The organism is Paenibacillus sp. J22R232 (assembly GCF_056269165.1).
The window spans coordinates 98,821-124,929 of sequence record NZ_JBWDNK010000006.1 but is presented as its reverse complement, the minus strand read 5'-3'; the positions used below and the strand labels follow the sequence as shown (position 1 = coordinate 124,929).

At 49.5% G+C, this 26,109-nt stretch carries 18 protein-coding genes; 15 read left to right on the top strand and 3 right to left on the bottom strand.

Features of this window, described 5'->3' with window-relative positions; translation table 11 throughout:
- Window positions 1-27 precede the first annotated feature (27 nt).
- Window positions 28-1,275 (bottom strand): helix-turn-helix domain-containing protein, encoded by a 1,248-nt coding sequence (locus tag AC0YN3_RS19515; RefSeq protein WP_475776641.1) that lies wholly within the window; start codon window positions 1,273-1,275, stop codon window positions 28-30.
- Between the two features lie 114 nt (window positions 1,276-1,389).
- On the opposite strand from AC0YN3_RS19515, the gene AC0YN3_RS19510 reads away from it, so the two are divergent.
- From AC0YN3_RS19510 to AC0YN3_RS19490, 5 genes are all read left to right on the top strand, one after another.
- Window positions 1,390-2,790 (top strand): glycoside-pentoside-hexuronide (GPH):cation symporter, encoded by a 1,401-nt coding sequence (locus AC0YN3_RS19510; RefSeq protein ID WP_475776640.1) that lies wholly within the window; start codon window positions 1,390-1,392, stop codon window positions 2,788-2,790.
- Window positions 2,790-4,835: a hypothetical protein gene (locus tag AC0YN3_RS19505; protein ID WP_475776639.1), complete on the top strand. Its 2,046-nt coding sequence runs from the start codon at window positions 2,790-2,792 to the stop codon at window positions 4,833-4,835. Before AC0YN3_RS19510 ends, AC0YN3_RS19505 begins: the two co-directional genes overlap by 1 nt.
- A 379-nt stretch (window positions 4,836-5,214) precedes the next feature.
- On the top strand, window positions 5,215-5,958 hold the full coding sequence (locus AC0YN3_RS19500) for a glycerophosphodiester phosphodiesterase (protein WP_475776638.1): 744 nt from the start codon (window positions 5,215-5,217) through the stop codon (window positions 5,956-5,958).
- A gap of 118 nt (window positions 5,959-6,076) precedes the next feature.
- A complete protein-coding gene (locus AC0YN3_RS19495) occupies window positions 6,077-7,138 on the top strand; it encodes a metallophosphoesterase family protein (RefSeq protein ID WP_475776637.1) in 1,062 nt (353 codons plus the stop codon).
- Window positions 7,139-7,532: 394 nt separating this feature from the next.
- Complete coding sequence (locus tag AC0YN3_RS19490; protein ID WP_475776636.1) at window positions 7,533-9,647, top strand: DUF5054 domain-containing protein; 2,115 nt, start codon at window positions 7,533-7,535, stop codon at window positions 9,645-9,647.
- Window positions 9,648-9,764: 117 nt separating this feature from the next.
- On the opposite strand, the gene AC0YN3_RS19485 is transcribed toward AC0YN3_RS19490, so the two are convergent.
- Complete coding sequence (locus AC0YN3_RS19485; protein WP_475776635.1) at window positions 9,765-10,433, bottom strand: hypothetical protein; 669 nt, start codon at window positions 10,431-10,433, stop codon at window positions 9,765-9,767.
- A gap of 294 nt (window positions 10,434-10,727) precedes the next feature.
- On the opposite strand from AC0YN3_RS19485, the gene AC0YN3_RS19480 reads away from it, so the two are divergent.
- The 8 genes from AC0YN3_RS19480 (at window position 10,728) to AC0YN3_RS19445 (ending at window position 19,599) form a co-directional block, all read left to right on the top strand.
- Window positions 10,728-11,255 carry an HAD family hydrolase gene (locus AC0YN3_RS19480; protein ID WP_475776634.1) on the top strand — a complete coding sequence of 176 codons (528 nt, stop codon included), beginning with the start codon at window positions 10,728-10,730 and terminating at the stop codon, window positions 11,253-11,255.
- 397 nt (window positions 11,256-11,652) lie between these two features.
- On the top strand, window positions 11,653-13,620 hold the full coding sequence (locus AC0YN3_RS19475; RefSeq protein ID WP_475776633.1) for an ABC transporter substrate-binding protein: 1,968 nt from the start codon (window positions 11,653-11,655) through the stop codon (window positions 13,618-13,620).
- A 93-nt stretch (window positions 13,621-13,713) separates the two neighbouring features.
- Window positions 13,714-14,712, top strand: coding sequence for an ABC transporter permease (locus AC0YN3_RS19470; RefSeq protein WP_475776632.1), 999 nt, complete (start codon window positions 13,714-13,716; stop codon window positions 14,710-14,712).
- 4 nt (window positions 14,713-14,716) lie between these two features.
- Window positions 14,717-15,862 carry an ABC transporter permease gene (locus AC0YN3_RS19465; RefSeq protein WP_475776631.1) on the top strand — a complete coding sequence of 382 codons (1,146 nt, stop codon included), beginning with the start codon at window positions 14,717-14,719 and terminating at the stop codon, window positions 15,860-15,862.
- A 32-nt stretch (window positions 15,863-15,894) separates the two neighbouring features.
- Window positions 15,895-16,938: an ABC transporter ATP-binding protein gene (locus AC0YN3_RS19460; RefSeq protein ID WP_475776630.1), complete on the top strand. Its 1,044-nt coding sequence runs from the start codon at window positions 15,895-15,897 to the stop codon at window positions 16,936-16,938.
- Window positions 16,935-17,972 (top strand): ABC transporter ATP-binding protein, encoded by a 1,038-nt coding sequence (locus AC0YN3_RS19455; protein WP_475776629.1) that lies wholly within the window; start codon window positions 16,935-16,937, stop codon window positions 17,970-17,972. Before AC0YN3_RS19460 ends, AC0YN3_RS19455 begins: the two co-directional genes overlap by 4 nt.
- 57 nt (window positions 17,973-18,029) lie before the next feature.
- Window positions 18,030-19,082: a LacI family DNA-binding transcriptional regulator gene (locus tag AC0YN3_RS19450; protein ID WP_475776628.1), complete on the top strand. Its 1,053-nt coding sequence runs from the start codon at window positions 18,030-18,032 to the stop codon at window positions 19,080-19,082.
- 13 nt (window positions 19,083-19,095) lie between these two features.
- A complete protein-coding gene (locus AC0YN3_RS19445; protein WP_475776627.1) occupies window positions 19,096-19,599 on the top strand; it encodes an MgtC/SapB family protein in 504 nt (167 codons plus the stop codon).
- Between the two features lie 9 nt (window positions 19,600-19,608).
- Here AC0YN3_RS19445 and AC0YN3_RS19440 read toward each other — a convergent pair whose 3' ends face one another.
- A complete protein-coding gene (locus AC0YN3_RS19440) occupies window positions 19,609-19,755 on the bottom strand; it encodes a hypothetical protein (RefSeq protein WP_475776626.1) in 147 nt (48 codons plus the stop codon).
- A gap of 151 nt (window positions 19,756-19,906) precedes the next feature.
- Between AC0YN3_RS19440 and AC0YN3_RS19435 the strand changes: the two genes are divergently transcribed.
- Both AC0YN3_RS19435 and AC0YN3_RS19430 read left to right on the top strand, forming a co-directional pair.
- Entirely contained in the window at window positions 19,907-24,184 is a 4,278-nt protein-coding gene (locus tag AC0YN3_RS19435; RefSeq protein ID WP_475776625.1) for an S-layer homology domain-containing protein, read from the top strand.
- Between the two features lie 837 nt (window positions 24,185-25,021).
- On the top strand, window positions 25,022-26,101 hold the full coding sequence (locus AC0YN3_RS19430) for a glycoside hydrolase family 172 protein (protein WP_475776624.1): 1,080 nt from the start codon (window positions 25,022-25,024) through the stop codon (window positions 26,099-26,101).
- The last annotated feature ends 8 nt before the right edge of the window (window positions 26,102-26,109 follow it).

Genomic DNA, 26,109 nt, shown 5'->3' with positions numbered 1-26,109 from the left:
TGCATGCGGATAAAGAAGCGGCCATCCTTATTGGTTTAACCGCTGGCGGTTACGGTACTGCTTCGGCGTCATGCCCGTATGCTTTCTAAACGCTTTGACGAAATGAGCTTGGTCGTAGAAGGTTAGTCGCTCACCGATTCTCGACATCGTGTCGCCCGAGTGGTCGAGCAGCTTCTTGGCTTCCTCGATTCGTTCCCGCTGGATATAGCTCATCAGAGCCAAGCCCGTTTCCTTCTTGAATAATTGAGACAAATACTGAGGGTTAAGTCCGGCTATCTCAGATAACAGCTGCAAGGTTATTTCCTCGAAGATATGCAAATAAATATACTCTTTGCATATCTGGACCGGCTTAGACAGGTTGCTATTCCGGCATTGGCTGACTCGATCGGCAAAATCCGAAATGGCAGTGAAAACAGCGGTCTCGATCGCGCCTAATTCGTTCAATTCCTCGATATGCAGAACATGCAGGTCGCATAACGTCATCGCCAGCTCCTGATACACGCCTCCTTCGATGGCCGCGTGGCTGCTTAAGGCTATTCCGCAAATCGCTAGGTTTTTGACGCTGCGTATATGGCTTCGTTTCGACTGAACCCCAACCGGGTTGTTCCCGCTGGTCGCTTTCACCAATTGTTTCATCAGCTCTTTTTTGTCCCCGCGCCTAATGAGTGTCAACATCTGATTCACGCCAGCGATTCCATCATGAAAAATAGAATACTCCCGCCGGTCGGCCAATTCCAATTCCTTCTCCCGCTGTTGAGCAGTTAGTCTGAATTGCATGGTGGACTGGATAACGTCCGTAATGTCAAGAGGCTCGCGATTCACGATCCAGTTCGCCAATACGCAAATATGAAGGAAACGAAAGTGGTCGACATGCGGGAGGCTCGTGAGATATTCCACCCATTTCGGCCTATCCTGGACCGGGATGCCGTGCTCTATCAACCAATCGCGGTTTAATTCGCTGTTATTCCGTCTGATGGTCGGACCTATGACGATGACCGCCAGACATTGCCCATTACGCATCGCAGGTACTACGGCAAACTGCTCCAAATCATGGGTCTCGAAAATAATCGGGCGGTTTAATTTCTTTCCTTTCGCTGCGGCCAACCGGAAGAGATCGGCTGAGTCCGGATACGTTGGATGAGCGGCAAGCTCGGCGCTCCAGATGAATTCCTGCTGGTTGTCGATCGTCCGTTTGCAGAAAACAGGCAGCTGCAAGCTTTCATGAACGTATTTGCACAAGTAGCCCAGTTCAGTTAAATCTCCCGCGGAATCCATTCCTTCATCCTCATTTCGTACAATTAATATACGTAACATACCATACTTGAAAGGTTGCATGTGGCATAATTCAAATGTAAAGGCTTACATGAATGCATCATGAGGGGGAGATTTATGGCAGCGGCTGAGGTAATTGGACAAGAGATTGACGATGGCGGCGAACGGCCGAGGCTTACATTAAGCGAGAAGATTGGGCTGGTCATCGGGAATGCGCCCAATACGTTTCATTATCAAATGATTCAAATGTACTTATTGTTTTTCTACACGGATTTTATGAAAATCAATCCGGCTTTTATAGCGGCCTTATTCCTTATTTCCCGGATAGCGGATGCGCTGCTGGCTCCGATTTTTGGAGCGATGCTGGATAAAATCACCACGCCATGGGGGAAATATACGCCTTGGTTTCTTATCCTGGGCGTACCTTTCGCCATCTCAGGATGGTTAACCTTTACGGTTCCCGATTTAAGCGAATCCGGCAAAATGGTCTACGCTGTCGTGACCTATGTGATCTATAGTTTGTTCGCTTCCGTCATAACGATCCCCAGCCAAGCCGTGGTGCCGGCCGTAACCAAGCGAATCGAGGAGCGAATCACGATCGCCCAGCTCGGTTTTCTGTTCATTCTCATTGGTGCGCTAATTGTGCAGGTGGGAACGGTTCCTTTGTACAAAGCGTTAGGCGGAGGAGATGATAGCAAGGGCTTTTCCGTTTTCATGGCAGCAGCGGCAGCCATAACCATTGCGATATCCGTTTTCCAATCGGTACGCGTGAAGGAACGATATCTTGTAGCCGTAAAAAAAGATAAAAAATCGCCTTCTTTCAGGCAGATGTTTGCTGCTACGTTCTCGAACAAATACGCGATCATTTTATATGTCTTTTTGTTCTCGAGCGCCATATCCTCCGGTATTCGTTCCGGGGTCCAAATTCATTTTTACAAATATTTTTTCAACAATGAAGGTTTAATGGCGATCATAGGAATCGTTGTCCTCATCCCTACGCTGTTCGGAGTAGCGTTCAGCCAAAGGGTAATTAGGCGCTTCGGACTGAGAAATACGGTACTCGCAGGCGTATTCATCAATCTCCTAACATGCCCAGTCTTTTTATTTATCCCATCCAGCACGACCGGCCTCGTGATGCTTATTGCGGTATCTGTAATCACCAGCCTTATCGGCGGATTCGCGAGCCCGGCGCAGGGAGTGATGATGCCCGCGGCGATCGATTATACCGAGTGGAAGAGCGGGCTGAACTTAAATGCGTTTATGAGCTCATTCAACGGCTTTATCCAAACCTTTGCGACGGCGTTGTCCGGGGCGATCGCGGCAGGAGCGCTGACGGTGATCGGATACGTGCCGGACGTGGTGCAAAGCGACGGAACATTGTTCGGGCTGAAAATATTGATCGGGGTGCTCCCTGCCTTGTTCGGCGCATTCGCCATATGCATGGTCTGGTTTGATCTGACGGAGGAGAAGCAGTCGCGTATTTCAAAAGAACTGGCGGAAAGAAGGAGAAATGCTTAATGTCCATTCATGATATGAATCAAGCAAACAACCAAAATACGTTATATGACGGTCAACAGAACCCTCAATTCCAGAGTCCTTATGTCGACATTGACGAGTGGAGGGAGGAGCCCGTGCGCCACCGGTATATGCATGGCGGATTCACAGGCACCGAAACGAGGTTTTCGTTTTATTTTCCGCTCGAAGAGAACTATAAGGAACGATTCTTTCAACCGGTCTATCCTGTGCAAGGCAGCGAGAACGCGGCTCAATCCCAGGTGGAAGGCATTGACAACAAAATTGGCTTTGCAATAACCAGCGGCTCTTACCTGGTAGAAACCAATATGGGCGGCGCATCCTCTGACGTTACGCTCGTGTATCGAGCAAGCGCTGCGGTGGCGCTATATTCGCGGGTGAAAGCGGTAGAGCTGTTCGGACCGCATCGTCCATACGGCTACATTTATGGCGGAAGCGGCGGCGGATTCAAAACGATGAGCTTCTTGGAAAATACGACCGGCATATGGGACGGTGCCGTGCCGTTCGTCATCGGGACGCCTATGGCGATCCCCAACGTGTTCACGGCTCGCGTCCACGCCATGAGAATTCTCAAAAATAAATTCCCTGGCATTATCGACGCGATCGAGCCCGGAGGCAGCGGGGACATGTATGCCGACTTGAACGAGGAAGAACGGCAAGCCCTTGAAGAAATAACGCGATTGGGCTTTCCTCCCAAAGCATGGTTTGCTCACGAAGAGATTGGGGACGGCGCCCTTAAGGTTCTGACGCCTGCCGTGATGAAGATGGATGCAGGCTATTTCGATGAGTACTGGACTGTTCCCGGGTACCTTGGAGCCGATCCCGAAAGCTCGGCTTCAAAGGCCCGGCTCCAATTCAAGACGGTCATATCAGAGGTTGTGCGACCGCGTAAGCAAGGGACGCCGGAGTCCTCTTCAGCGAGCAATATGGGGGTTGACGAAGCTTGGAAAATGCTGACGGAAGCGGAGGAGAGCATTCCTTATTTTAAAGTGGAGAGCGTACCGGGTGGGGAGGCTTATCTCGATGGCGCGTTCATCAGGGTCACTACAGGTGAGGCGGCAGGTCTGAAAATCCCGCTCGGTCGGGTTGACGGGAACGTTGTCACGATTGGTTCGGCATTCGGCTTCTTCGCGTCGGTTCAAGCCTTGGAAGCCGTGAAAGCAGGCGACGAAATCGTGCTCGACAACTCGGATTACATCGCCATTCAAACCTATCACCGGCACCAGGTTCCTTCCAGCGACTATGCGGTATGGGATCAATTCAGGAATGAGAACGGCGATCCGTTGTATCCGCAGCGTTCGTTTCTCGTGGGGCCGGCCGTTGCTTTCGGGGGCGCGGGATCCGTGCAAAGCGGCCGGTTTCAAGGAAAAATGATCGTCGTGCAGACACTCTTGGACGAGAGCGCATTCCCTTGGCAAGCGGACTGGTATCGCAGCAAAGTACAAGAACATTTAGGCGAGAAATTGGATGAAAGCTTCAGGCTCTGGTATGTGGATCACGCTTTGCACGCGGATACGAGCTCGAACGGCGCGCTAGACGGGCTTCATATCGTGACATATGTACCGGCACTGCATCAGGCGCTTCTGGATTTGAGCGATTGGGTGGAGCGGGGCATTGTTCCTCCAGCCAGCACCAACTACGAAGTTGTAGACGGACAAGTCGTGGTTCCCTCCGGCGCGGCGGACCGCAAAGGCATTCAACCCGTCATAGCCCTCACGGCCAATGGCAGTGAACGTGCAGAAGCGTTGGTTCACGAAACCGTTCATTTCGAAGCGGTAGTCGAAGTTCCGCCGAATACGGGTAGGATCGTTGCCGCGGAATGGGATTTTGAAGGGAAGGCTGACTTCCCGGTTAAGGCCCATATACGCCATTTGAACGAAGAGGGATCGCAAGCCGTCATTGAAGGAACGTACGCATTCTCCAAGCCAGGCACGTATTTTGTCGTATTGCGGGCAGCTTCGAACAGGAGCGGCAGCGATCACTTTACGCAGGTGCCGAACTTATGCCGAGTGCGCGTCGTAGTAAAGTAAGCCGATAAAATTGTAAGACTAGGCCGTTAGATATGGTTCATGCCATATCTAACGGCCTTTGTTTGTCTAGAAATGATCAAACATGAAAGATGTGGCATCTGTGTAAAATACCATCTCGTTGAAGCAAGCATGTCGTTTGATTCTTGAAAAACCGTAATGGTTGAAAAAACGGTTGTTTAACATTTTGCAGTTGATCAAGATGTACGTTTGTTCTATGATGGTGACGACATCACTTCTGTACGGCAGCGTGGAATTCGGCACTCTTCCTTGCGAAACCAAGTGATGTTTTTCTATTTCAATCATGCAGGGAAACAGACAGCAACGCCAAGCTGCAGTTGCTGCTGCTAAGCGGCATATTAAAGAGAGGAGTAAATCAGTAATGACATTTCCTTTGATTACCGCGCATACCGGCTGCATGGGCGAGCCGGACAATACGGCTGGCTCCGCCCTGGCTGGAATCGAACTGGGGGCCGATATTGTCGAGGATGATATTCGGGTTACGAGGGACGGCGTTCCCGTGCTGTTCCATGACGAATGGATATCGCTGAAGGATGGTAATCGGGTAGGCATCTCATTATCAACCTACGACGAGCTTCGCCATTTGGACATCATTCCGGCGCATGGCGCAAGCAGCAAGACGATCCGCCTCGCAGCGCTCGACGAGCTTCTTGCAATCGTTCACAGCGCCGGCTGCCATGTGAATCTGGATATCAAAGTAGACGAAGCCATCTCCCCGACAGCCGCCGCCGTGCGCAAATTCGGTCTGGAAGAGCGAGCTTTCCTGAGCGGCTGCGGCGCGAACCGTGCGCTTCTGGCGAAAGCCGAGGCACCTTGGCTTCCGAGACTGCTCAATGCCGACGCTGATTTGTTCGATGCTCTGGCGTATTCTGAAGCGGTGAAGCGGACAATTGAGGACGCGATGGCCGCAGCCTGCTTCGGAATCAACATCCAGCACCGCTACGTTCGGGAAGAGCTGCTCGCCTCTGCGAGTGACCGCGGACTGTTGATCTACACGTGGACGGTTAACGATTCCGACCAAATGGCGGCTTTGGCCGCGAGCGGCGTTCGCTCCATTACGACCCGCCGCGTAGACTTGGCGATGGGGCTCAAGCCGGGCCGTTGAAGCGGGGCACAAGCAGTGGATTGCTAGACCCGTGACATTGCTGCAAGCAGCCGAGTCCATACCATTTCTGAAATAAATGCTGCTTGTACGTCAATAAATGATGAAGGGGACAATGGAAATGGGAAACATTGAGGAGATCTATTCGAATTTCGTTGACACAGCCGTCCAAGAACTATCAACCTGCCTGACCGATAATACGCTGAATTTTGTTTTTATTACCGACCTGCATCATCGGAAAGGCGGCAATATGCTGCGCTCAGCAACTATGATTCAGCAAGTAGCGAGCCTAATGCCACTCGACTTTATTCTTTGCGGTGGCGATATCAGCATCAACGGACCGAAGTCCGAGGTTATCGCCGCCCAGAAGGAAATCGTTGAAGCGCTGGCAGCCTCCGATGCCCCTTTCCTTATGGTGAAAGGGAATCATGACGACAACTCGATCTATGACAGCGAGCTTCGCAGCGGAAGCGCGGCAAATGTCGTGTACCCGGATGAATTTCGCGAGATTACGCTCGCACCGGTTCAGGGCAAGGCCAAATTTAATCGCAATCAACCGTCCGGTTTATATTATTATATGGACTTCCCTGATAAAAAAACGAGAGTGATCGTGCTGGATTGTACCGATATTCCTTACGCACATACGGATAATGGGACATTAAAGTATGCTGGACAATGGGATTATGCGTTTTCCAATAGCCAAATGAATTGGTTGGCGGACGAAGCGCTTGCACTTAAAGGTAATGCTGGCTGGCGAGTGCTGGTGGCGTCACATATTGCCATTACACAGGACGGAATATTCGGAGCTGACCATTCGGTGCGCAACGGAAGCGCGCTTTGGGGAATCCTTAAAGCTTTTCGTGAAGGGGGAAGCTTCATTTCGGAAGGCGGAGAAGGGGATTTCACTTACCAAGTGGCTGCCGATTTCTCTGGACAAGGCATTGGAACGGTCATAAGCTGCTTTTTCGGACATGTCCATCATGACCAGATCGTATATAGGGATGAAATACCTATGGTTTCATCGTTAAACGCTTGTACGCATAAAGAGTTTGCCGAATCCCCTGAACGCGAGGAAGGCACGGAATCAGAGACTGCTTTTGACATCATGGCCGTCGACTTAGAACAGTCTCGCATCAAGGCTTACAGGGTAGGAGCGGGCCAGCACCGCATGATCGTTTATTGATTCCAGCTTGTGTATGGCGGCGTTACCGATTTGCGTGCTTTTCTTTGAAAACGTTTCATAGGGGGGTGTCCATTGCATTACGATAGGCAGCAAAATGCATGCTGGTTAACCGATTCGTACACCGCGGATAGTGGTAATATGGCTCGTACAGCATTTATGGGGGAACTTTTTTTGGGCAGGGATCTTGTTTATTTGCGGAAACAAGCTTATCCTACGATGTAGGAAGAGGCTTTGCTCTGCATGATTTTTACGAAGCCTGACGTCCAAGAGCGACTCATGACCGAGCCTTCCACGTCAACGGGGGCGATTACGGACAAATTTTAAACCGGTTTAATGAATGAGTCGGCTTCGTTCGGGGCTAAGAAATTAAGAACCTTGGAGGTAGATAAACAGCATGGGAAAGATCAAGAAGGTACATGTCATTTTTAAAACGCATCTGGATATCGGTTTCACTCATTTGGCTGAGCATGTCATTAAGCAGTACATGGAGGAATACATTCCGAAAGCCATCGAGCTGTCAGAAAAGCTGGAATCGGCAGGCGGAAGCGAACGTTTTGTATGGACCACTGGCTCGTGGCTCATCCACCATTATCTCGAAGCGGCTTCCCCCGAGGGAATAAAACGCATGGAGAACGCGATTGCCAAGGGGCATATCGCTTGGCACGGATTGCCTTTTACGACGCATACGGAGCTTATGGACCCCGAGCTATTGAACTTCGGGATATCGCTAAGCCAAGAGCTGGACGCGCGTTTTGGCAAAACGACGATTGCAGCCAAAATGACCGATGTGCCTGGGCATACGATTGGCATGGTTCCCTATATGCAGCAGGCTGGCTTGCGCTACCTTCACTTAGGCGTCAATCCGGCTTCGAAGCGCCCTGATGTGCCCCGTCTATTCCGATGGCAGGCGGATGACGGCTCGGAAATCATTGTCAACTATGCAGGTACATATGGCGAAGCGCTGGAGCTGGACGAGCTGGACGAAGTACTCGTATTCGCGCATACGGGCGACAATTGCGGCCCGCCTAGCACAGAAGAGATTCGCGAGCAGTTCGAGCAGTTCCGCAAGGCGTATCCTGGCGCTGAGGTCGCCGCTTCGACGATGGATGCTTTCGCCGAGCGTTTGCTTGCGGTAAGCGGGGGCTTGCCTGTCGTTCGCGAAGAGCTAGGGGATACATGGATTCACGGGGCCGGCACGGACCCGATGAAGCTTGCCCGTTACCGGGAGCTGCTCCGCCTGCGCAAGGAATGGCTGGCACAGGGACGGATGAAGGTATCTGACCCGGAATACAAAGAGATGAGCAAGGCGCTCATGCTCGTTGCCGAGCATACGTGGGGACTGGACGTTAAGAAATGGCTTCCCGATTTCCGAAACTACTCGAAAGCGGATTTCAACGAGGCAAGGCGCATAGACATTGTGAACCTTGAAGACATGCCTGCAAAATTCGGTTATATCGGCGCGTTCGCCATGGACGAGTTCGATCGGCATTCCAGCGATCTGTTCTCCGCGGAGCAAAGCGTGCGCTCCTATTCGATGATCGAGAGCTCTTGGAAGGAGCAGCGGCAGTATGTCGATCAGGCTGTCTCGCATCTGGAGAAGGACAAACAGCAGGAAGCATTGCGTGCACTGGAGCAGTTAGTGCCTTCGAAGACGGATGTATCGGGCTTGGAGCAGCGCAGCATCCGCCAGACGTATTCCAGCGGAGGCTATGAGCTGGCGTTCGGCGAGAACGGAGCGTTGATCCGTTTAACGGACAGCAACGGCAAGGAATGGGTAGACGAGAACCATCCGTTTGGCGCTTATGCATACGAAAATTTCGGTACGGACGATTATGGACGTTATTTCCGCACTTATATGCAGAATTTACCGGTCACGCATCCATGGGCGGATGCTGATTTCAGCAAGCCAGGCTTTGAATTCGTAAGGCCGCTTCCAAGCAACCAGCTATTCCATCCGCAAGTAATCGACCTTCGGTGGCTCGGCGGCGAATCTGTCGAACGCTACACGCTTCGGCTCCGGATGCCGGAGCCGGCTTATGAACAATACGGTGCGCCGAAGGAATTGGAGCTTGAATATGCGTTCCACGAGACGGGGGAAATCGACGTTTGTTTGCAGTGGTTCGACAAAGACGCGAACCGTCTGCCTGAAGCAAGCTGGTTCGGCTGCGCGCTAAAGCTGGATAATCCGAACCTATGGACGATGGACAAGCTTGGATACGCGGTTTCGCCGTTACGGGTCGTTAAGGACGGCAATCGCAACCTGCATGCGTTGAATAACGGCGTTGCCTATGAAGGCACGGATGGTTCGGCTGCGATCGTACCGCTTGACTCCGCGCTTGTCGCTCCAGGCCAAAAAAGACTGCTTCAATTCGACAATTCCTTTGTCTCGTTGGATACGGGATGGCATTTCAATCTGCATAATAATATTTGGGGAACCAATTTTCCGATGTGGTATGGAGATCATGCGAAATTCCGGTTCCGGCTAAGACTAACATCGAATCGGAAATAAGCATGGGCTAAACAGAAAAAAATACACCCCGTAGATTGGTAACGGATTAACCTAGCGGTTTTTCCGATGTCTAAGGCAGGGGTGTATCTTTTTTCGGAGACTAATCCTTAAGCAGCGTTAAAGCTCGGCGAGCAATGCTCGCATCCGAATCGGAATTTCCTCGGCCAGTTCTGCCCACGGGACGAATGCGTCCGAAGCCCATTCAAAGGGGATGTATTCAAAGCTAGGCTGGAAGCTAAATTCACGCAAATGCTTTTCGGCAAGTTGATCGATGTCTTGGCCCCTTTTGAACTGGCCGCCGAACATGGCAGGCTCCAGTACGCCGTCAATGCCGGCTTCCGATTGGCAGCAGCTATCGACATTAGGCAGCAACCGGAAAACGTCCTGTATGGGAATCATCGCATGTTTTCCAGGCTGAACGAATAGCTTGACTTGCTTGCCGTCCGCTAAATTGCTGCGATCGGGAAGCAGGCTAAGGAAATATCGGCCATGGAAGCTGGCTTCGCAAGAGGCAATTGCCCCTTCGTGATCGATGTAGATCCACACATGCTCCAAATCGTAAATATGCTGGATGTCGTAATCCCAATAGATCGCATATTCGATGACGGTGCGTATGCGGGTCGTATCGAACTGGACGAAGCGCTCGAATGAGGGGGAAGGCGCTGGAGTTTCGAATACGGTAACGCCGACGCGAATGGGCAAGAACGGCTCAAGACGATCCAAGTACAGAAGGGGTGAAACCTGAAGCACGGTATCCCAGTGCGTCTGTAGAACGGAATTAGTCATGTTGGAAAAGGCCTCCATAAATTAGGATTGATTTGCGCTGTGCATATATGTAATATATAGATTAAGCGCTTTACCTTGTTATTATAATATTAAAATTGGTTATTTTGAAAGCGCTAATATGAATAGCGCTTAGCTCGCAGATGGACCAAAGGAACAAGCTGGCATTTGATTTGCTGATCCGTTCCATAAAGACTATGGCCGAGAACAAGTAAAGGATCGTCATGCGGCCGGAGCTGATCGTCTCAGAATCGACGAGTATGCCGGCAAACTTATATGGGGGAAGGTTGTTGACACATGGAGAAAAAATTAATCGTATTTTTGGACAGCGGCGACACCATTATCGATGAATCAACGGAAGTAAGGGACGATGAGGGGATCGTGCTGCGCGCAGAGGTCATTCCGGGCGCTGACGTCATGGTCAAAACGTTACATGACAAAGGCTATACGCTTGCGCTGGTCGCTGATGGCGACGCACAATCATTCAAGAACGTATTCAAGCAGCACGGGCTCTATGATTATTTTACGACGATGATTTATTCTGAAACCGTGAAAGCAAGCAAGCCGAGTCCCCGTATGTTCAAAGCGGCCGTTGGCGCCTTGGATTTGTCGGAGGCGGATTTGCCGCGCATCGTCATGATCGGCAACAATTTAAGCCGGGACATGAAAGGCGCGAATGCGCTGGGCATTACGAGCATCTTCCAAAGCTGGACGACGCGCTACCCGCATTTGCCTGCTGACGAGTCGGAGCGTCCTACTTACACGGTACGCGAACCGCTTGAGCTGGTGGAGCTAATCGAGCGGCTGAACGCCGAGCTTTCCTAGTACGCGCAGCGAAGCATCGCCATTATTTTTATGGAGCAATATGTAAGCCCTTCAGGCTGGCTGAAGGGCTATTTCCCTGTCTTCGGGCGGCGAGCGGAATACGGAACAGGATGCCTAAAGGCAAAGCAAGCGATAAAACAAGCCACCAAAAAAAATTTACAAATTCTTAACATTACCCCTTGATTACATAAATTATCCAATGTATCATACAACTAAAGCGTTTACATTAAGCGCTTACATTTTAACGCTTTATTAAACCGGTTTAATCATCATGATACGTGTAGCATACATAACTGGGATTCGGTAAATCCCTCCTTTAAACCGGTTTAAGTCCGTCTTTAGACACAGAGCCGTTGCAAAGATTCAAAATGACTAATCAATTTTTGGAGGGGTAAATTTGAAGCGAAGCAAAATGATGTTGGTCTTATTCGTTATGATCGCGATTATTGCCGCAGGGTGCACGAACAACAATTCAGGTCCGAAAGCAACGAACGAATCGAAAGAAAAGCCGACGGAAACGGTAGCGCCGGTAGACAACGCGCAAGCGGGAGCAAAGGAAGCTCCGGCGTTCGCCGCACTTGTCAAAGACGGCAAATTGCCGAAGCTGGAGGATCGCATGCCTGTAGCGGCGGACATCAAAATCGAAGAGGTCGTTGATGAAATCGGCCAATACGGAGGCGAGTGGAAAATGCCTTGGAATGGCCCTTCCGACAAATGGGGAGTAGGCCAGCCAACTGAGGAAGCGCTCTTCCGTTTCAACAAAGAAGGCAATAAAGTCGAACCGAACGTAGCTAAAGGCTATGAAGTGAACGACGATTCGACCGTGTTTACGATCCACCTTAGGGAAGGCATGAAGTGGTCGGACGGCGTGCCGTTTACAACGGAAGACGTCATCTTCTACTGGGAGCACATGCTGAAAAAAGAAACGTTCGGCAAAAAAATCTATGACGCTTATTACTCGGTAGATCCGGTAAGCGGCGACAGAGCCTTGGCAGAAGTGAAAAAGGTTGATGACTACACGTTCACCGTTACGCACAAATATCCAAGCGTTCAATTTTTGGAGCGCGTGGCCATCGATAACAAATGGTTTTTCGCGCCTAAGCATTTCCACGAAACGATTCTTCCCGAATTCGTAGGCGATGCAAAAACGCTGGAAATTACGAAATCATGGGGCTACGAGGATCCGAAAGTATTCCTGGTCGAAACGGGCTACTATGATTGGCTGCACAAGGAAATTCCGACGCTAAGGGCATGGATGCCGACAACCGATCCGAACAGCGACCAGTTCGTCATGGAGCGCAACCCTTACTTCTGGAAGACGGATTCCGAAGGCAAGCAGCTTCCATATATCGATCGCTTAGTGGCAACAAAAATCCAAGACCCGAGTCAAAAAGTGCTCGGAACATTGGCTGGCGACTACAACTTAGTTGTATTTGGCGCTAATGACTTCACGGTTCTGAAGGAAAACGAGAAAAAAGGCGATTACCGCATCATACCTTGGACGCAGCCGGCATGGAGCAGCGCAGGCATTCAATTAAACCAAACGACGCCGGATCCGAATCTTCGGAAGCTGTTCCAGGATATCCGCTTCAGAGAAGCATTATCCATTGGGGTGAACCGCGTCGAAATATCCGAGATCGTAACGAACGGATTGGGCGAGCCGATCCAAGCATCCGTACCGGAAGGCGTAATGGGCTATCAGGAGGGCTGGAAAGATCAGTGGACGGAATTCAATCCGGAGCGGGCAAACCAAATTTTGGATGAGCTTGGCCTGACAAAACGCGATAAGGACAATTTCCGGCTAAATGCCGATGGCTCCGAACTGACGTTGACTATTATTGAATCCAGTACGGACACGGCTGCCTTCCTGGAGCTGTTGAAAAAGTATTTTGAAGACATGGGCTTGAAAACGAACCTGAAGGTTGTTGACGGCGGTACGCATTTCGATATGAAATACGCCAACCAAATTCCAATCACGACCGAAAATATTTCAGTTGCCAACGTGGCGTTCCGTCCGGATGCGATCGTTCCGCTTCGGGTGATCACTCCATGGTTCGGCCATTATGGCTTGTATACGCAATCAGGCGGGAAAGAAGGCGTGAAGCCGGAAGGCGACATTGCCTTGATTCTTGAAAATTGGGAAAAGATCAAAGCAAGCAAAACGCAAGAGGAAATCGATCAATACAGCAATGAGATTATTAAGCTGCATATGAAAAACCAATGGGTTATCGGCTATGCTGGCCCTACGCCAACGCTGATTACCGCTTCAAACAGCATTCACAACATCCCTACCGACATGGTATGGGCAGACGAATACCGTTCACTCGGCCAAGGACATCCATCGCAATTCTTCATTAAACAATAAGTTGCAGCACTGTCAGCGGCAAAGGCGGGGAAGCTGCTTCCCTGCCTTTGCCGTACTAAGATTCAGCTTGTAGCGGAGAGGGACGGATATGAGATGCTTCAATATATAATAAGGCGAATTCTGTTGGTCATACCCGTTGTCATGTTTATTTCCTTTGTCGTGTTTTACATCATTCAGCTTCCGCCAGGCGATTATGTTTCCAGTTATTCCGCAAAGATGTCGGCTGCCGGCGATGTTATGACGCAGGTGGAAATGGATGAAATGAGATCGAATCTAGGCTTGGACCGTCCGGTATACGAGCAGTATTTGGTATGGGTGAAAAAAATCGTGCTGCACGGAGATTTCGGCTTCTCGTTCAACTACAATAAGCCGGTGCTTGCAGTCGTGAAGCAATACATGGGTCTGACGTTAGTCGTATCAATCGTCACGATGGTCTTTCAGTACGTGGTCGCGATTCCGATCGGGATCTATACGGCAGTCAAGCAGTATTCGGCGGGCGATTATTTTTTCTCCGGCATCAGCTTTATCGGGATGGCCACGCCTAACTTTCTGTTAGCCATCATTTTAATGTTTTTATCCTATACCTGGTTTGGCGATCCGCTGCTTGGCCTGTTCTCGAATGAGTACGCGAACGCGCCATGGTCGATGGATAAGGCGGTCGATTTAATGAAGCATTTGGTCATCCCTGTCATCGTAATCGGACTAGCGAGCACCGCTGACCTGATCCGGGTCATGAGGGGGCAAATGCTGGATGAATTGAACAAGCCGAACGTGGTGACGGCGAGAGCGAAAGGCTTGTCCGAAACGCGGATTTTGCTCAAATATCCGACACGCGCCGCATTGAACCCTATCGTGAGTACGATTGGCTGGTCGTTGTCTTCGATTTTTACGGGCTCCACCATAACGGCAATCGTATTGAATCTACCGATTCAAGGGCCGGTTATGTATAACGCCCTGCTCGGTCAGGATATGTACCTGGCAGGGTCGTGGCTGCTGTTCATGGCGCTGCTCACCGTACTCGGAACGTTAATCTCGGATATTCTACTCGCATGGCTGGATCCAAAAATTCGTACAGAATTCAGGGGTAATTAATACGATGAGAACAATACCTGCGTTCAAAAGGCAAAAGCCGGAGACCCTTCGTCCCAAGAAAAACACCGATGCCAATTACAGCTCGCAATGGCGGCTGATGTACCTCAGATTTAAAAAGCATAAATTAGCGCAGATCAGCTTGTTTATATTGGCGCTGCTTTATACGGTTGCGCTGTTTGCGCAATTCATCGCTCCGTACGGTCTGCAAAGCTACGATAGCAAATATGTGAATGTGCCTCCAATGGGGTTTAAATTTATAGACGCGGACGGCAAGTTCCATATCAAGCCATTCGTTTATGAGCTGAAATCGACGCGCGACCCGGAAACGATGCGGAAAATATTCGTGCCGGACACGGAAAAGCGGCATTCCCTGCAGTTTTTCGTCAAGGGAGAGGAATATAAGTTTCTCGGCGCAATCAAGACATCGATTCATTTAATAGGCGTAAAAGAGCCGGGACGCGTATTCCTGCTAGGCACGGACGGCATGGGCAGGGATTTATTTTCCCGCATCATTCTTGGAAGCCAAATCTCGCTTAGCATCCCGCTTGTTGGGGTGGGCATCAGTCTGGTGATCGGCTTGATCATCGGAGGCATATCCGGCTATTTCGGAGGTTGGCTTGATTCGCTTATCCAACGGATAATTGAGATTATTCGTTCCTTTCCTACGCTTCCGCTATGGATGGCGCTATCCGCTGCCATACCGCCGCGCATACCTGTCGTTACGATGTATTTGTACATTGTCATTATCTTCGCCTTTATTGGCTGGACGGATCTGGCGAGGGTAGTCAGAGGCAAGTTTATCTCGCTTAAAAACGAGGATTACGTGATTGCTGCGAAAATTGCAGGCGTTGGCAGCACGAAAATCATTGTCAAGCATTTGCTGCCCGGCTTTATCAGCTATCTAGTAGTGGCGACGACGCTTGCCATACCCGGCATGATCCTTGCCGAAACGGCCATGAGCTTTCTGGGACTCGGTATCCGTTCTCCGGCAACGAGCTGGGGCGTATTGCTGCAAGAAGCCCAGAAGATCGAAAATGTCGCATTGTACCCATGGAAGCTATTTCCGCTGGGAATCGTCATTCTAACGGTGTTAACCTACAATTTCCTTGGCGACGGATTGCGCGATGCCGCAGATCCCTACAAAAAATAAGCGATTAAATAATAGGCAAGCGAGGGGATAGCATGACGGCTCAAGCTGCTCAGACCGGGCAACCTTTATTGTCCGTACAAAACCTGAATATTCAAATCAAGATGGACAATGGGATAATGAACGCGGTAGACGGGGTCGATTTCGAGATTCATAAAGGCAAAACCTTAGGCCTCGTTGGAGAGTCTGGCTGCGGAAAAAGCCTTACGAGCCGCGCGATTATTAGCATCAACCCGAAAGAATGCGAAACGACCGGGGACATCGTATACCATTCGGAGTCGGAAGCATCGCTCAATCGGCTGAACCTGTTGTCGCTCCATCCAAACGGCAAGCAAATCCGTTCGATTCGCGGCAGGAAGATCGCTATGATCTTCCAAGAACCGATGACCGCGTTCTCGCCGATGTACACGATCGGGAATCAGCTGATGGAAGCAATCCGAATCCATCGCACGAAAAATAAAAAAGAAGCGAAAAAAATCGCATTGGAAATGCTTGCGAAGGTCGGCATTTCCGATCAAGAAAAACGATTCGACCAATATCCGCATGAGTTCTCCGGCGGGATGCGCCAGCGGGCAATGATCTCGATGGCTTTATCCTGCAACCCGGAAATCCTGATCGCCGACGAGCCGACGACAGCGCTTGACGTAACGATTCAGGCACAAGTGCTGGAGCTGATGAAAAAGCTGCAGTCCGAGTTCGGTATGGCAATTCTGCTCGTCACCCATGATCTGGGCATCATCGCTCAAATGTGCGACGAGGTTGCGGTCATGTATTTGGGGAAAATCGTTGAACAGGCACCCGTAAAAGAGATTTTCGCCAATGCGAAGCACCCGTATACAAAGGGGCTGCTGAAGTCGATGCCGCGATTAGGCGGCGACAAGACCAAGAGGCTGGATTCGATTGAAGGATCGGTTCCCATTCCGATCAACATGCCGCCGATGTGCGGGTTCTACGACCGCTGCAGCGATCGAATGGAAGGCGTATGCAATAAGAGCGCCGTGCCGAAGACCCGGATTACGGACCAGCATTCCGTCCGATGCTTCCTGTACTCGGACCGTCAGGAAGGAGCAGCGCAATGACCAAGCCTAAGCCTATTTTAGATGTCGTCGATATGAATAAGGATTTCCAAGTGAAATCCAAAACCGCGCTTTTCCGCAAGCCTGCTTCTGTTCAGGTGCTTAACCATATCTCCTTCGAGCTGATTGAGGGAGAGACGCTCAGCATCGTCGGTGAATCCGGCTGCGGCAAGACTACGCTGGGCCGCTGCATCGTGAGGGGGATGGACGCTTCCTCGGGCCAAGTCATCTACCATACGGAGGACGGGCAGCAAATCGATTTTTTGAAGCTGAAGGGCAAGGGCTCGAAAACCTATCGCAGGGAAATCCAAATGATTTTCCAGGATCCTTATTCCTCGCTTAGCCCGCGGATGAGCGTCTTCGACATCATTTCCGAGCCGCTTATCGCTAATTTCAAGCTGAGCAAATCCGAGGTGGAAGAAAAGGTTACGTTAATTGCGGAGAAAACAGGCTTGAACGTGAGCTACTTAAGACGTTATCCGCATGCTTTCTCCGGCGGGCAAAGGCAGCGGATTGCCATCGCCAGAGCGCTTATTACGCAGCCGCGGCTTATCGTATGCGATGAGGCTGTATCTGCCTTGGACGTATCCATTCAGGCGCAAATCATCAATCTGCTTAAGGATTTGCAGGAGCAATTCCGCATTACGTACATTTTTATCTCGCATGATCTTTCCATCGTGCAGAACATATCCGACCGGGTAGCCGTCATGCATCTAGGGAGAATCGTAGAGCTAGCGACCAGCGAGTCGCTGTTTGGACAGCCTAAGCATCCTTATACCGAAGCGCTGATGTCTGCCGTTCCGCAGCCCGACCCGGAGCTGAAAAAAAATCGGATCATATTGGAGGGGGAGGTTCCGAATCCGGCTAATCCGCCCAGCGGCTGCCATTTCCATCCAAGATGCGCCTATCGTACCGAAAAATGCGTGAAAGAAGTTCCCGAGCTGCGCGAAGTAGGCTATAATCATTTCACAGCTTGTCATTACGCGGAGGAATTGAAGCTGAAAGGCGTTCACAACGAGCTTGCAAACGAGGCTTGACTCAGGCTGCTTGTGGGGACGAGGTTTAGCATGCTGTGAGAGGATGTTCAGGCAAAAATGGCAAAAATCGATGATGTCGCCCGGCTCGCGGGCGTCTCAAAAGGTACGGTTTCCAATGTGTTCAGCCAGAAAAGACGCACCAGCAAAACGGTTACTGAAAAGGTGCTGCGGGTATCCAGGGAACTAAATTACGTTCCAAACCATATTGCACGCAGCCTGGTCACCAAAAAAACGATGGCGATCGGGCTTACGATACCGCACGGAAATTTTTTCTTCAGCGTATTCCATAACCAATTTATCAATGGCGTCGTACTGGAGGCTTCCATCTACGGCTATCGCGTCCTATTGGACATGATTCCGATCGAGGAGGTCAAAACGCCGTCGCTAGCAAGCTATCCGATTGACGGTGCTATCGTCCTTGGACCGACGGAGCAGGATGAGCGCATCAATCTTCTCCATCAAAACCAGGTACCGTTCGTCACGGTTGGCCAAATCATCAACGACGGCCTGCATGAAGCGACAACGGTAAACAACGATAACAACAAGATTATTTTGGATATTTGCGACTATTTGATCGGGTTTGGTCACCGTAACCTGATGTTCCTCAACGCAGGAAGGAACATGACGGTTTCCATTGAGCGAACAAAAGCGTTTGCCCAAGCGATGCAGAAGCATCAGATTGGGCTGCAGCCGCATATGGTACACTATAAGCCTGACATTCACTCCGATGAATATATGACTTATGGCTATGATGAGACTATCCGTATGCTAGGCGAACGCAAAGAAAAGGTGACGGCCATAATCGCCGATGATGACCGCACGGCATTCAGCGTATTGAATGCGATTAATGAGCTAGGCTTGAGCGTACCCGAGGACATTTCGCTATTCGTTATATGCGGCGATTTGTCGATGATGCACCAAGTTACGCCATCCCTTACGGGCATGGATCTTCAACCATCGGAGCTTGGGTCGCAATCGGTCAAACAGCTGATGCATAAGCTCGGCGTGCTTGAAGGCGATTATGCGGACCACGTTACGGTAAGCAGCAAAATTATTGAACGAAGCTCGTGTTCGCCGGTTTCCGGTGGAAACGGGAGTGTTTCTAAGTAAATGAGGCGGGTTAATGACACAGATTATTTCATTTATTGTTGATTTTTTTACCCAGTTTGAAATGTATTTCCGTATTTTGATCAGCGCGATCCTAGGGCTGCTGATCGGGTTCGACCGTACGCACAAGAACAAGCCTGCTGGCGTGAAGACGTATACGTTCGTGACTGTCGCTTCCGCGCTTATCACGATCGTATCGATTGAGAGCGTAGCGAGATACGGCCATATGCATGAAAGAACGATGATGGACCCGATGCGCTTAACCGCCCAGATTGTTTCGGGTCTTGGATTTCTTGGCGCGGGACTTATTATGAAAACAGGCTTCGAGGTAAAAGGGCTTACTTCAGCGGCAATGATCTTATTCGCTGGCGGGGTTGGAATCGGCATTGGGGCAGGATTTTACGGTATCGTCATTTTCACGATCGTTACCGCCTTTTTCTTTATCCGCGTAGGCGGGTGGATCGAGAAGAAGGAGCATGACCGGCTCCATGCCAAAGACGATATCGACTTGTCGGCATAAAGAGGAGCCTCAATTAAATAGTTTGAGGGTTCTACTGGGAATCAATAAATCCCGATTACAAAAAACGCGCATGCCGCGCCATTTTTGTAATCGGGATTTTTGCATTGCCTGAATTGCTTCTTTTTCTTTTACAATGCCAATGCCATGTCTCTTCATTCATGTTTGCTCCATTTTTATTATTTGGATTAGTATGCTTTAGTCAATCTATAACGAAAGTCTATTTTTGTCGAAGCTTGTCATTTCCCCGTCATTGTCGTTTGCTATGCTTGTTTTGGATTGTGAGTAAAAATGTTGAGGAGGAACAGTATTGAGTACGAGGTTTACGAAAGGAATGTCCATCACGTTAGTCATGTTGATGGTTTTAGGCGGGGTTAGCGGGCTGTTTGTTGGAGGCGACAAGGCGCATGCGGCAGCATTTGCAGGGGGGACAGGAACGGCAAACGACCCTTATCTGATCGCAACGGCGGCTCAACTTGACGAGATGAGAACTTATTTGGATTGGGGTCTTTATTTTAAACAGACCGCAGAGATTGATTTAAGCGCATACGCAAACTGGGATCCGATCGGGTATCATGTCTTCAATGGTTATGGGTATGATGATAAAATGTTTCAAGGAAACTATGACGGCAATGGTTTTAAAATTAAAAATTTAAAAATAGATAGAGATGCTAACCAGGTAGGGCTTTTCGGAATTATACAAGGCGGTTCCTTGAGCAATATGATCCTGGAGAACGTGAATGTTAAAGGTTCGAAAGGGGATCAAACGGGTAGTGCTGTTGGTGCCCTGGTTGGAAATAACTACGGGTCAACGATTCGTAATAGCCAAGTAACCGGAACAGGCGTTGTCACTGGAGCAGGCCCCGCTAATAGAGTTGGAGGATTAACAGGGCTGAACAATGGAACGATAATAGACAGTTTTACGACCATTAATGTTACGGGGCTCGGATATGTAGCAGGGCTGGTTGGACAAAACCAAGGTACGATTAGCCAAAGCTATGCCACTGGGAATATAACGGGAACAGAAGATTACGTAGGCGGAATAGTCGGCTACAATATGGAAGGTCCGATAAGAAACAGTTATGCCACTGGAAGTGTGACAGGTACAAATAATGTAGGCGGGTTGGCTGGATTAAATAACGGTTATTTTGGCGGGACAGTCGTCAACAGCTATTCCACAGGCGTAGTAACCGGAACTGGTTATGATGTTGGCGGCTTGTTAGGGATTTATCCAGGATCTACATCTTTTAACGGAAGCTACTATAACAGCACAACATCAGGAAGATCGGATACGGGTAAAGGTGATCCTAAATCAACCGCCCTAATGCAAGATGCTGCCACATTCGGCGGTTGGGATCAATCGATTTGGTATTTTGTATCAGGTCAGTACCCTCAATTATGGAAAGGTTCGTTGTCGCAAGGAACGGAAAGCGGAACGGCAAAGCTGAACTACTTTGTAACTGGCATGGAGTATTCTACGGATGGTAGTACCTACATTCCTTTCGCAGGTTCTTCAGATGATATTAGCGTTAGTATTAACGACACAATTATTGTACGGTTAACAGCAAATCATACAGTTGCAAAAACATTTACGGTAAGCAGAGCGGATATCAAGCCGGAAGCGGCACCAGAAGCAGATCTGGAAGCCGGAACAAATCCGGGAACAACGATGTTAATAGATGTGACAGATGAGCTGGAGTATAAGATCAATAATGGATCATACACAATGGTTAACGCAAATGAAATAAGCGTGGACAATATCCTTGTCAGTGCAGGAGATAAAATTTATGTCCGAACAGCGGAAACAAGCGACCAGCCGGCATCTTATGAACAACTGTTAAATGTCATTGCAGATCATATCAAGGTTGTCACCATTACAAGCTTTGAGATTGATGGAGTAACTGTGCCAGCAGCAGGTGAAGCCCCGGTAGCAACGTTAGCGGATACGACGGAGTATTCGGCAACAATCGCTTGGCTGCCCGCTCATACCACATTTGCAACCCATACAGCTTATACGGCAACAATAACGGTTACGCCGAAGAATGGTCACACATTAACGGGCGTAACGGAAAACGTATTCAAAGTCGCTGGAGCAGCTGCATCAAATGATACGGATGCAGGCGTAATTACAGCATTGTTCCCAGCAACAGATGCAACGGTTGTCGCAGCCATTACTGGAGTAACCGTGCCAGTGGCTGGCGCAACGCCAGTAACCAAGCTGGATACAGATGAGTACAGTGCTGCGGTCAGCTGGTCACCAGACCATGCAACCTTCGCGCCTAGCACAGAATATACAGCGACTGTCTTGCTTACTCCTAAAGATGGATACACATTAATAGGTGTAACCGACGACTATTATACCGTTGCTGGGGCACAAGCTTCCAATGAAACGGGTTCAGGAGATTTAACAGCAGCATTCCCGGAGACAGGAGCGACAATTACGACTGCGGCCATTGCTGGCGTAACGGCACCTGAGGCAGGAGCAGCTCCGGTAACCGTCTTGGCAGATACTAACGAATATACGGCTGCAATAGCTTGGGCACCTGTATCCGTCACTTTCTCAACTTATACAGCCTATACGGCGACCATAACGCTTACACCAAAGGAAGGGTACACATTAACGAGTGTAGAAGAAAACTTCTTTACGGTATCTGGAGCAACAACGACAACGAATGATGCGGATTCAGGCGTTGTTACAGCGGTATTCCCAGAAACAGCAGCGACGATTACGACAGCGGCTATTGCTGGCGTTACAGTGCCAGTAACAGGTGAAACACCAGTAGCCGTGCTGCCGGAAACGGATGATTATACAGCGACGATTAATTGGTTGCCTGCTGACAGTACTTTCGCTGGAAATACGGTATACACAGCAGCAATAACCATTAACCCTAAGCCAGGACACACGTTAACAGGCGTTGACGAAGATTTCTATACCGTATTCGGAGCGACATCCGCATCAAATGATATAGAAACAGGTATTGTAACCGCGGTATTCCCTGCAACAGCAGCAGTCATTACGGCCACGGCGATAACTGGAGTAACAGTACCCGTCCATGAAGAAGCACCAGTAACTACCCTAATGGATACAACGGAGTACGCAGCAGCAATCAGTTGGTCGCCAGAGGGCGAGCATTTTGCTCCAAATACAGCGTATACAGCAACGATCACGATCGCGCCGAAGGCAGGATACACATTAACAGGTTTGGAAGAGAATAGCTTTACAGTAGCTGGTGCATTAGCAACGAATGCAGTGAATCCAGGCATTGTAACCGCGGTATTCCCAGCGACGGAACCAGCGAGTTCGGCAGCAACGCTGATTTCGACAATAGGTACGGTAAGCACAGGCGGATCAGAGAATGAGACGATTACGGGCATACCGTTCGGAACGACGTTAACTGCGTTTTCGAATGCGATATCGCCAGCAGCACATGCGTCGTTCGGCGTGTACGAAGCGGACGGGGCAACCGTAGCAACAGCTTTGGCAACAGGCGTGAAAGTGATTGTGACGGCACAGGATGGAACTACGAAAGTCACATATACGGTGACAGTAAATGCTGCGCCGCCAACAGACGGTCCAACAGCATCTCCAACGCCATCATCACCGTCAACTACGCCAACGCCAAATAACATCATCACATCTACAAATGGCGCTATCACTGTGCCAGTAGGTCGTGCAGGCGAGGTAAGCTTAACGGATGACATTAAAGTGACTATTCCGGCAGATTCGGTAAATCAAGAACTGAAGGTTACGATTGAGAAAATACAGAATGCTCAAAGTCTGTTAACGAAGCAAGAAATGTTACTCAGCTCGGTGTACGAGCTTCTGAAAAATGTAACGGGGAACTTCAAAAAACCGGTATCATTGAGCTTAGCGTTCGATCCGACAAGCGTAACGAGCAATCAAAGAGCTGCCATATTCTACTATGACGAAGCGAACAAGGTTTGGGTGGAAGTCATCGGCAGCAAAGTAAGCGGCAATACAATTACCGTAACCGTTGATCACTTTACGAAGTTTGCAGTATTAGCAGTCGATGCTAATCCGGTAAACGTTAACTTTAGCGATATCTCCGGTCACTGGGCTGAGGCAAATATTAAGCAGGCAGTGAACAGCGGCATCGTAAACGGGTATGTAGACGGCACGTTTAAACCAGCTAAAGTTGTAACTCGTGCGGAATTCGTCGTCATGCTGATGAATGCGTTAAAGCCGCAAGGTGATGGAAAGGCGTTGTCTTTCTCGGATGCCGCGAGTATTGGAAGCTGGGCTCGGATAGCGGTTGGACAAGCCTTGCAAGCAGGTATAATTAACGGTTATGAAGATGGAAGCTTCCGTCCGAATGCCGAGATTACACGTGCCGAGATGGCAGCAATGATCGCAATCGCATTAGGTCATGCAAGCGAAGCGAATGCTGTGACCGGATTTGCAGATGAAGTACGCATTCCGGCTTGGGCAAAAGGCAGCATAGCTTTCATGAAGCAATCAGAGCTTATGCAAGGAAAAGGAAATAATGCATTCGCTCCTAAAGACCTTGCAACAAGAGCCGAAGCAGTGACTGTTCTGCTTAAAGTGTTGGCTCACAGCAATAAATAAGCATGACGGAATAAAGGATGAGGCTGACTCAAAAGGTATCCGCTCGCTAAAGAAACAGCTCTAACAATCGAAAATAAGAACTAAATTCCATGAAACAAAGCGTTGCAGAAGGTTATCCTGCAACGCTTTTTTTTAATTTTGGTCTGTTGCTGATCTCTTCAGCAAATGATGGTAAACGGAGCATTTAAATGATTCTGGAGAAGCGTCAGCGTTCGTTTTTGTGAAGGGATTGGGGCCTATCCTCGTTGATTCAAAGGAATCCCTGAGCAATGGCGATCGGAAGAATATTTAAATGTGCAGTTTATGTGCAGTTTGCTCTTTACCTTAAATAACAAAGGGGATATTCCATCATTAAATGAATGACTTATTAGGCAGCCCATTTTGCCGTTTTTGCCAAGACATAATGATTTAGAAAAACGCTGGAATGCATTCATTAACCTGAACATTCAAAATATGAGTCTTATAGGGGCTTCCATTCTGATAACAACATCATTTATCATAGAAAAGTGCATATTTTTAATGAATTGAATAGCAAATTGGTTTTTAGGTTAACTTTAAAGTTAATGTTAATGTCGTGGCTCCTGCTCATAATAGGAAGGTGATGCCGAAGGAAATGCCGTTCTCTTTTTGAAAGGGATTCATGGGATGAGTGGTTTAAAACGTTGGCTGGTGCGATAAGGATATTCTTCACGGTTTAGTTGATGGTTGTCGACGCTCGGACGTTAACGGAAAATGAATGGTCCGCCCGGAAATATGGTTGCGCTTACATGATCATCTAAAGCGAGAGTACAAGTGAATGACCGGTGGTGAAAATAAACAAACCAGGAGGAATAGAAGATGAATCATTTTAATGGACTCGGAATGGGGCTAGGCAATTTGGCGCGCGTATCGAATGCGCTGACGCGATCGATATCGCCTGAAAACTTCACGGGCGAGAAAGGGAAGGGAGCTATGGCTGCCGATGGTACGGGTGCGCAAGCGGCTCGTGATCTAGGCGTGGGCTGGAAGGTTTCCCCGTCGGTAAAAATAGAAGGGAATACTGCATTTACGATGGCGGAAATGGACGGTCCAGGCGTTATCCAAAACATTTGGCTAACCTGTCCGCATCAGTCGGTCCGCTCATTGATTTTCAAAATATATTGGGATGATGAAACGGATCCTTCCGTATACGTGCCGGTAGGCGACTTCTTCTGCAACGGCTGGGGCGAGCGGGCGCTCGTAAACGCACTTCCGATTGCCGTGAACCCGGCAGGCGGCTTTAATAGCTATTGGGAAATGCCGTTCCGCAAAAAAGCGCGCATCGTAATGGAAAACATTTCACATGAAGCGACGCAGCTCTATTACCAAATCAATTACACGCTGACGGAGGTGCCGGGCGACATGGCTTATTTCCATGCACAGTGGCGCCGCAGCAACCCGGTTCCATACAAGGACGTTCATACCATCGTTGACGGCATCAAGGGGAAAGGCCATTATGTGGGCACTTACCTTGCCTGGCAAGTAAACAGCAATAACTGGTGGGGCGAAGGCGAACTGAAGTTTTTCATGGACGGCGATAAGGAATACCCAACCATTTGCGGAACAGGAACGGAAGATTATTTCGGTGGCGCTTGGAACTGGGATATGAACGGACAATATGTGACGTATTCGACCGCGTTTCTTGGCATGCATCAAGCGATTAAGCCCGATGGGTTGTACAAAGCCAATCAACGCTTCGGGATGTACCGGTTCCATGTCATGGATCCGATTCGTTTCAATGAGGATCTGAAGGTAACGGTACAGGCTCTTGGCTGGCGCTCCCACGGCCGATATTTACCGCTGCAGGATGATATTGCATCCGTAGCGTACTGGTACCAGCTGGAGCCGCATTCGCCACATAGGGCCATGCCGGGCATTGATGAGCTCGAAATCATTTAATCATCGCC

Bases quoted from the DNA above. Each gene is read 5' to 3' on its own strand.
- AC0YN3_RS19465 (WP_475776631.1), top strand. From the start codon at position 14,717: ATGAGAACAATACCTGCGTTCAAAAGGCAAAAGCCGGAGACCCTTCGT.
- AC0YN3_RS19430 (WP_475776624.1), top strand. From the start codon at position 25,022: ATGAATCATTTTAATGGACTCGGAATGGGGCTAGGCAATTTGGCGCGC.
- AC0YN3_RS19500 (WP_475776638.1), top strand. From the start codon at position 5,215: ATGACATTTCCTTTGATTACCGCGCATACCGGCTGCATGGGCGAGCCG.
- AC0YN3_RS19460 (WP_475776630.1), top strand. From the start codon at position 15,895: ATGACGGCTCAAGCTGCTCAGACCGGGCAACCTTTATTGTCCGTACAA.
- AC0YN3_RS19515 (WP_475776641.1), bottom strand. From the start codon at position 1,275: ATGGATTCCGCGGGAGATTTAACTGAACTGGGCTACTTGTGCAAATAC.
- AC0YN3_RS19505 (WP_475776639.1), top strand. From the start codon at position 2,790: ATGTCCATTCATGATATGAATCAAGCAAACAACCAAAATACGTTATAT.
- AC0YN3_RS19490 (WP_475776636.1), top strand. From the start codon at position 7,533: ATGGGAAAGATCAAGAAGGTACATGTCATTTTTAAAACGCATCTGGAT.
- AC0YN3_RS19450 (WP_475776628.1), top strand. From the start codon at position 18,030: ATGGCAAAAATCGATGATGTCGCCCGGCTCGCGGGCGTCTCAAAAGGT.
- AC0YN3_RS19480 (WP_475776634.1), top strand. From the start codon at position 10,728: ATGGAGAAAAAATTAATCGTATTTTTGGACAGCGGCGACACCATTATC.
- AC0YN3_RS19495 (WP_475776637.1), top strand. From the start codon at position 6,077: ATGGGAAACATTGAGGAGATCTATTCGAATTTCGTTGACACAGCCGTC.
- AC0YN3_RS19445 (WP_475776627.1), top strand. From the start codon at position 19,096: ATGACACAGATTATTTCATTTATTGTTGATTTTTTTACCCAGTTTGAA.
- AC0YN3_RS19485 (WP_475776635.1), bottom strand. From the start codon at position 10,433: ATGACTAATTCCGTTCTACAGACGCACTGGGATACCGTGCTTCAGGTT.
- AC0YN3_RS19470 (WP_475776632.1), top strand. From the start codon at position 13,714: ATGCTTCAATATATAATAAGGCGAATTCTGTTGGTCATACCCGTTGTC.
- AC0YN3_RS19510 (WP_475776640.1), top strand. From the start codon at position 1,390: ATGGCAGCGGCTGAGGTAATTGGACAAGAGATTGACGATGGCGGCGAA.
- AC0YN3_RS19455 (WP_475776629.1), top strand. From the start codon at position 16,935: ATGACCAAGCCTAAGCCTATTTTAGATGTCGTCGATATGAATAAGGAT.
- AC0YN3_RS19440 (WP_475776626.1), bottom strand. From the start codon at position 19,755: ATGAAGAGACATGGCATTGGCATTGTAAAAGAAAAAGAAGCAATTCAG.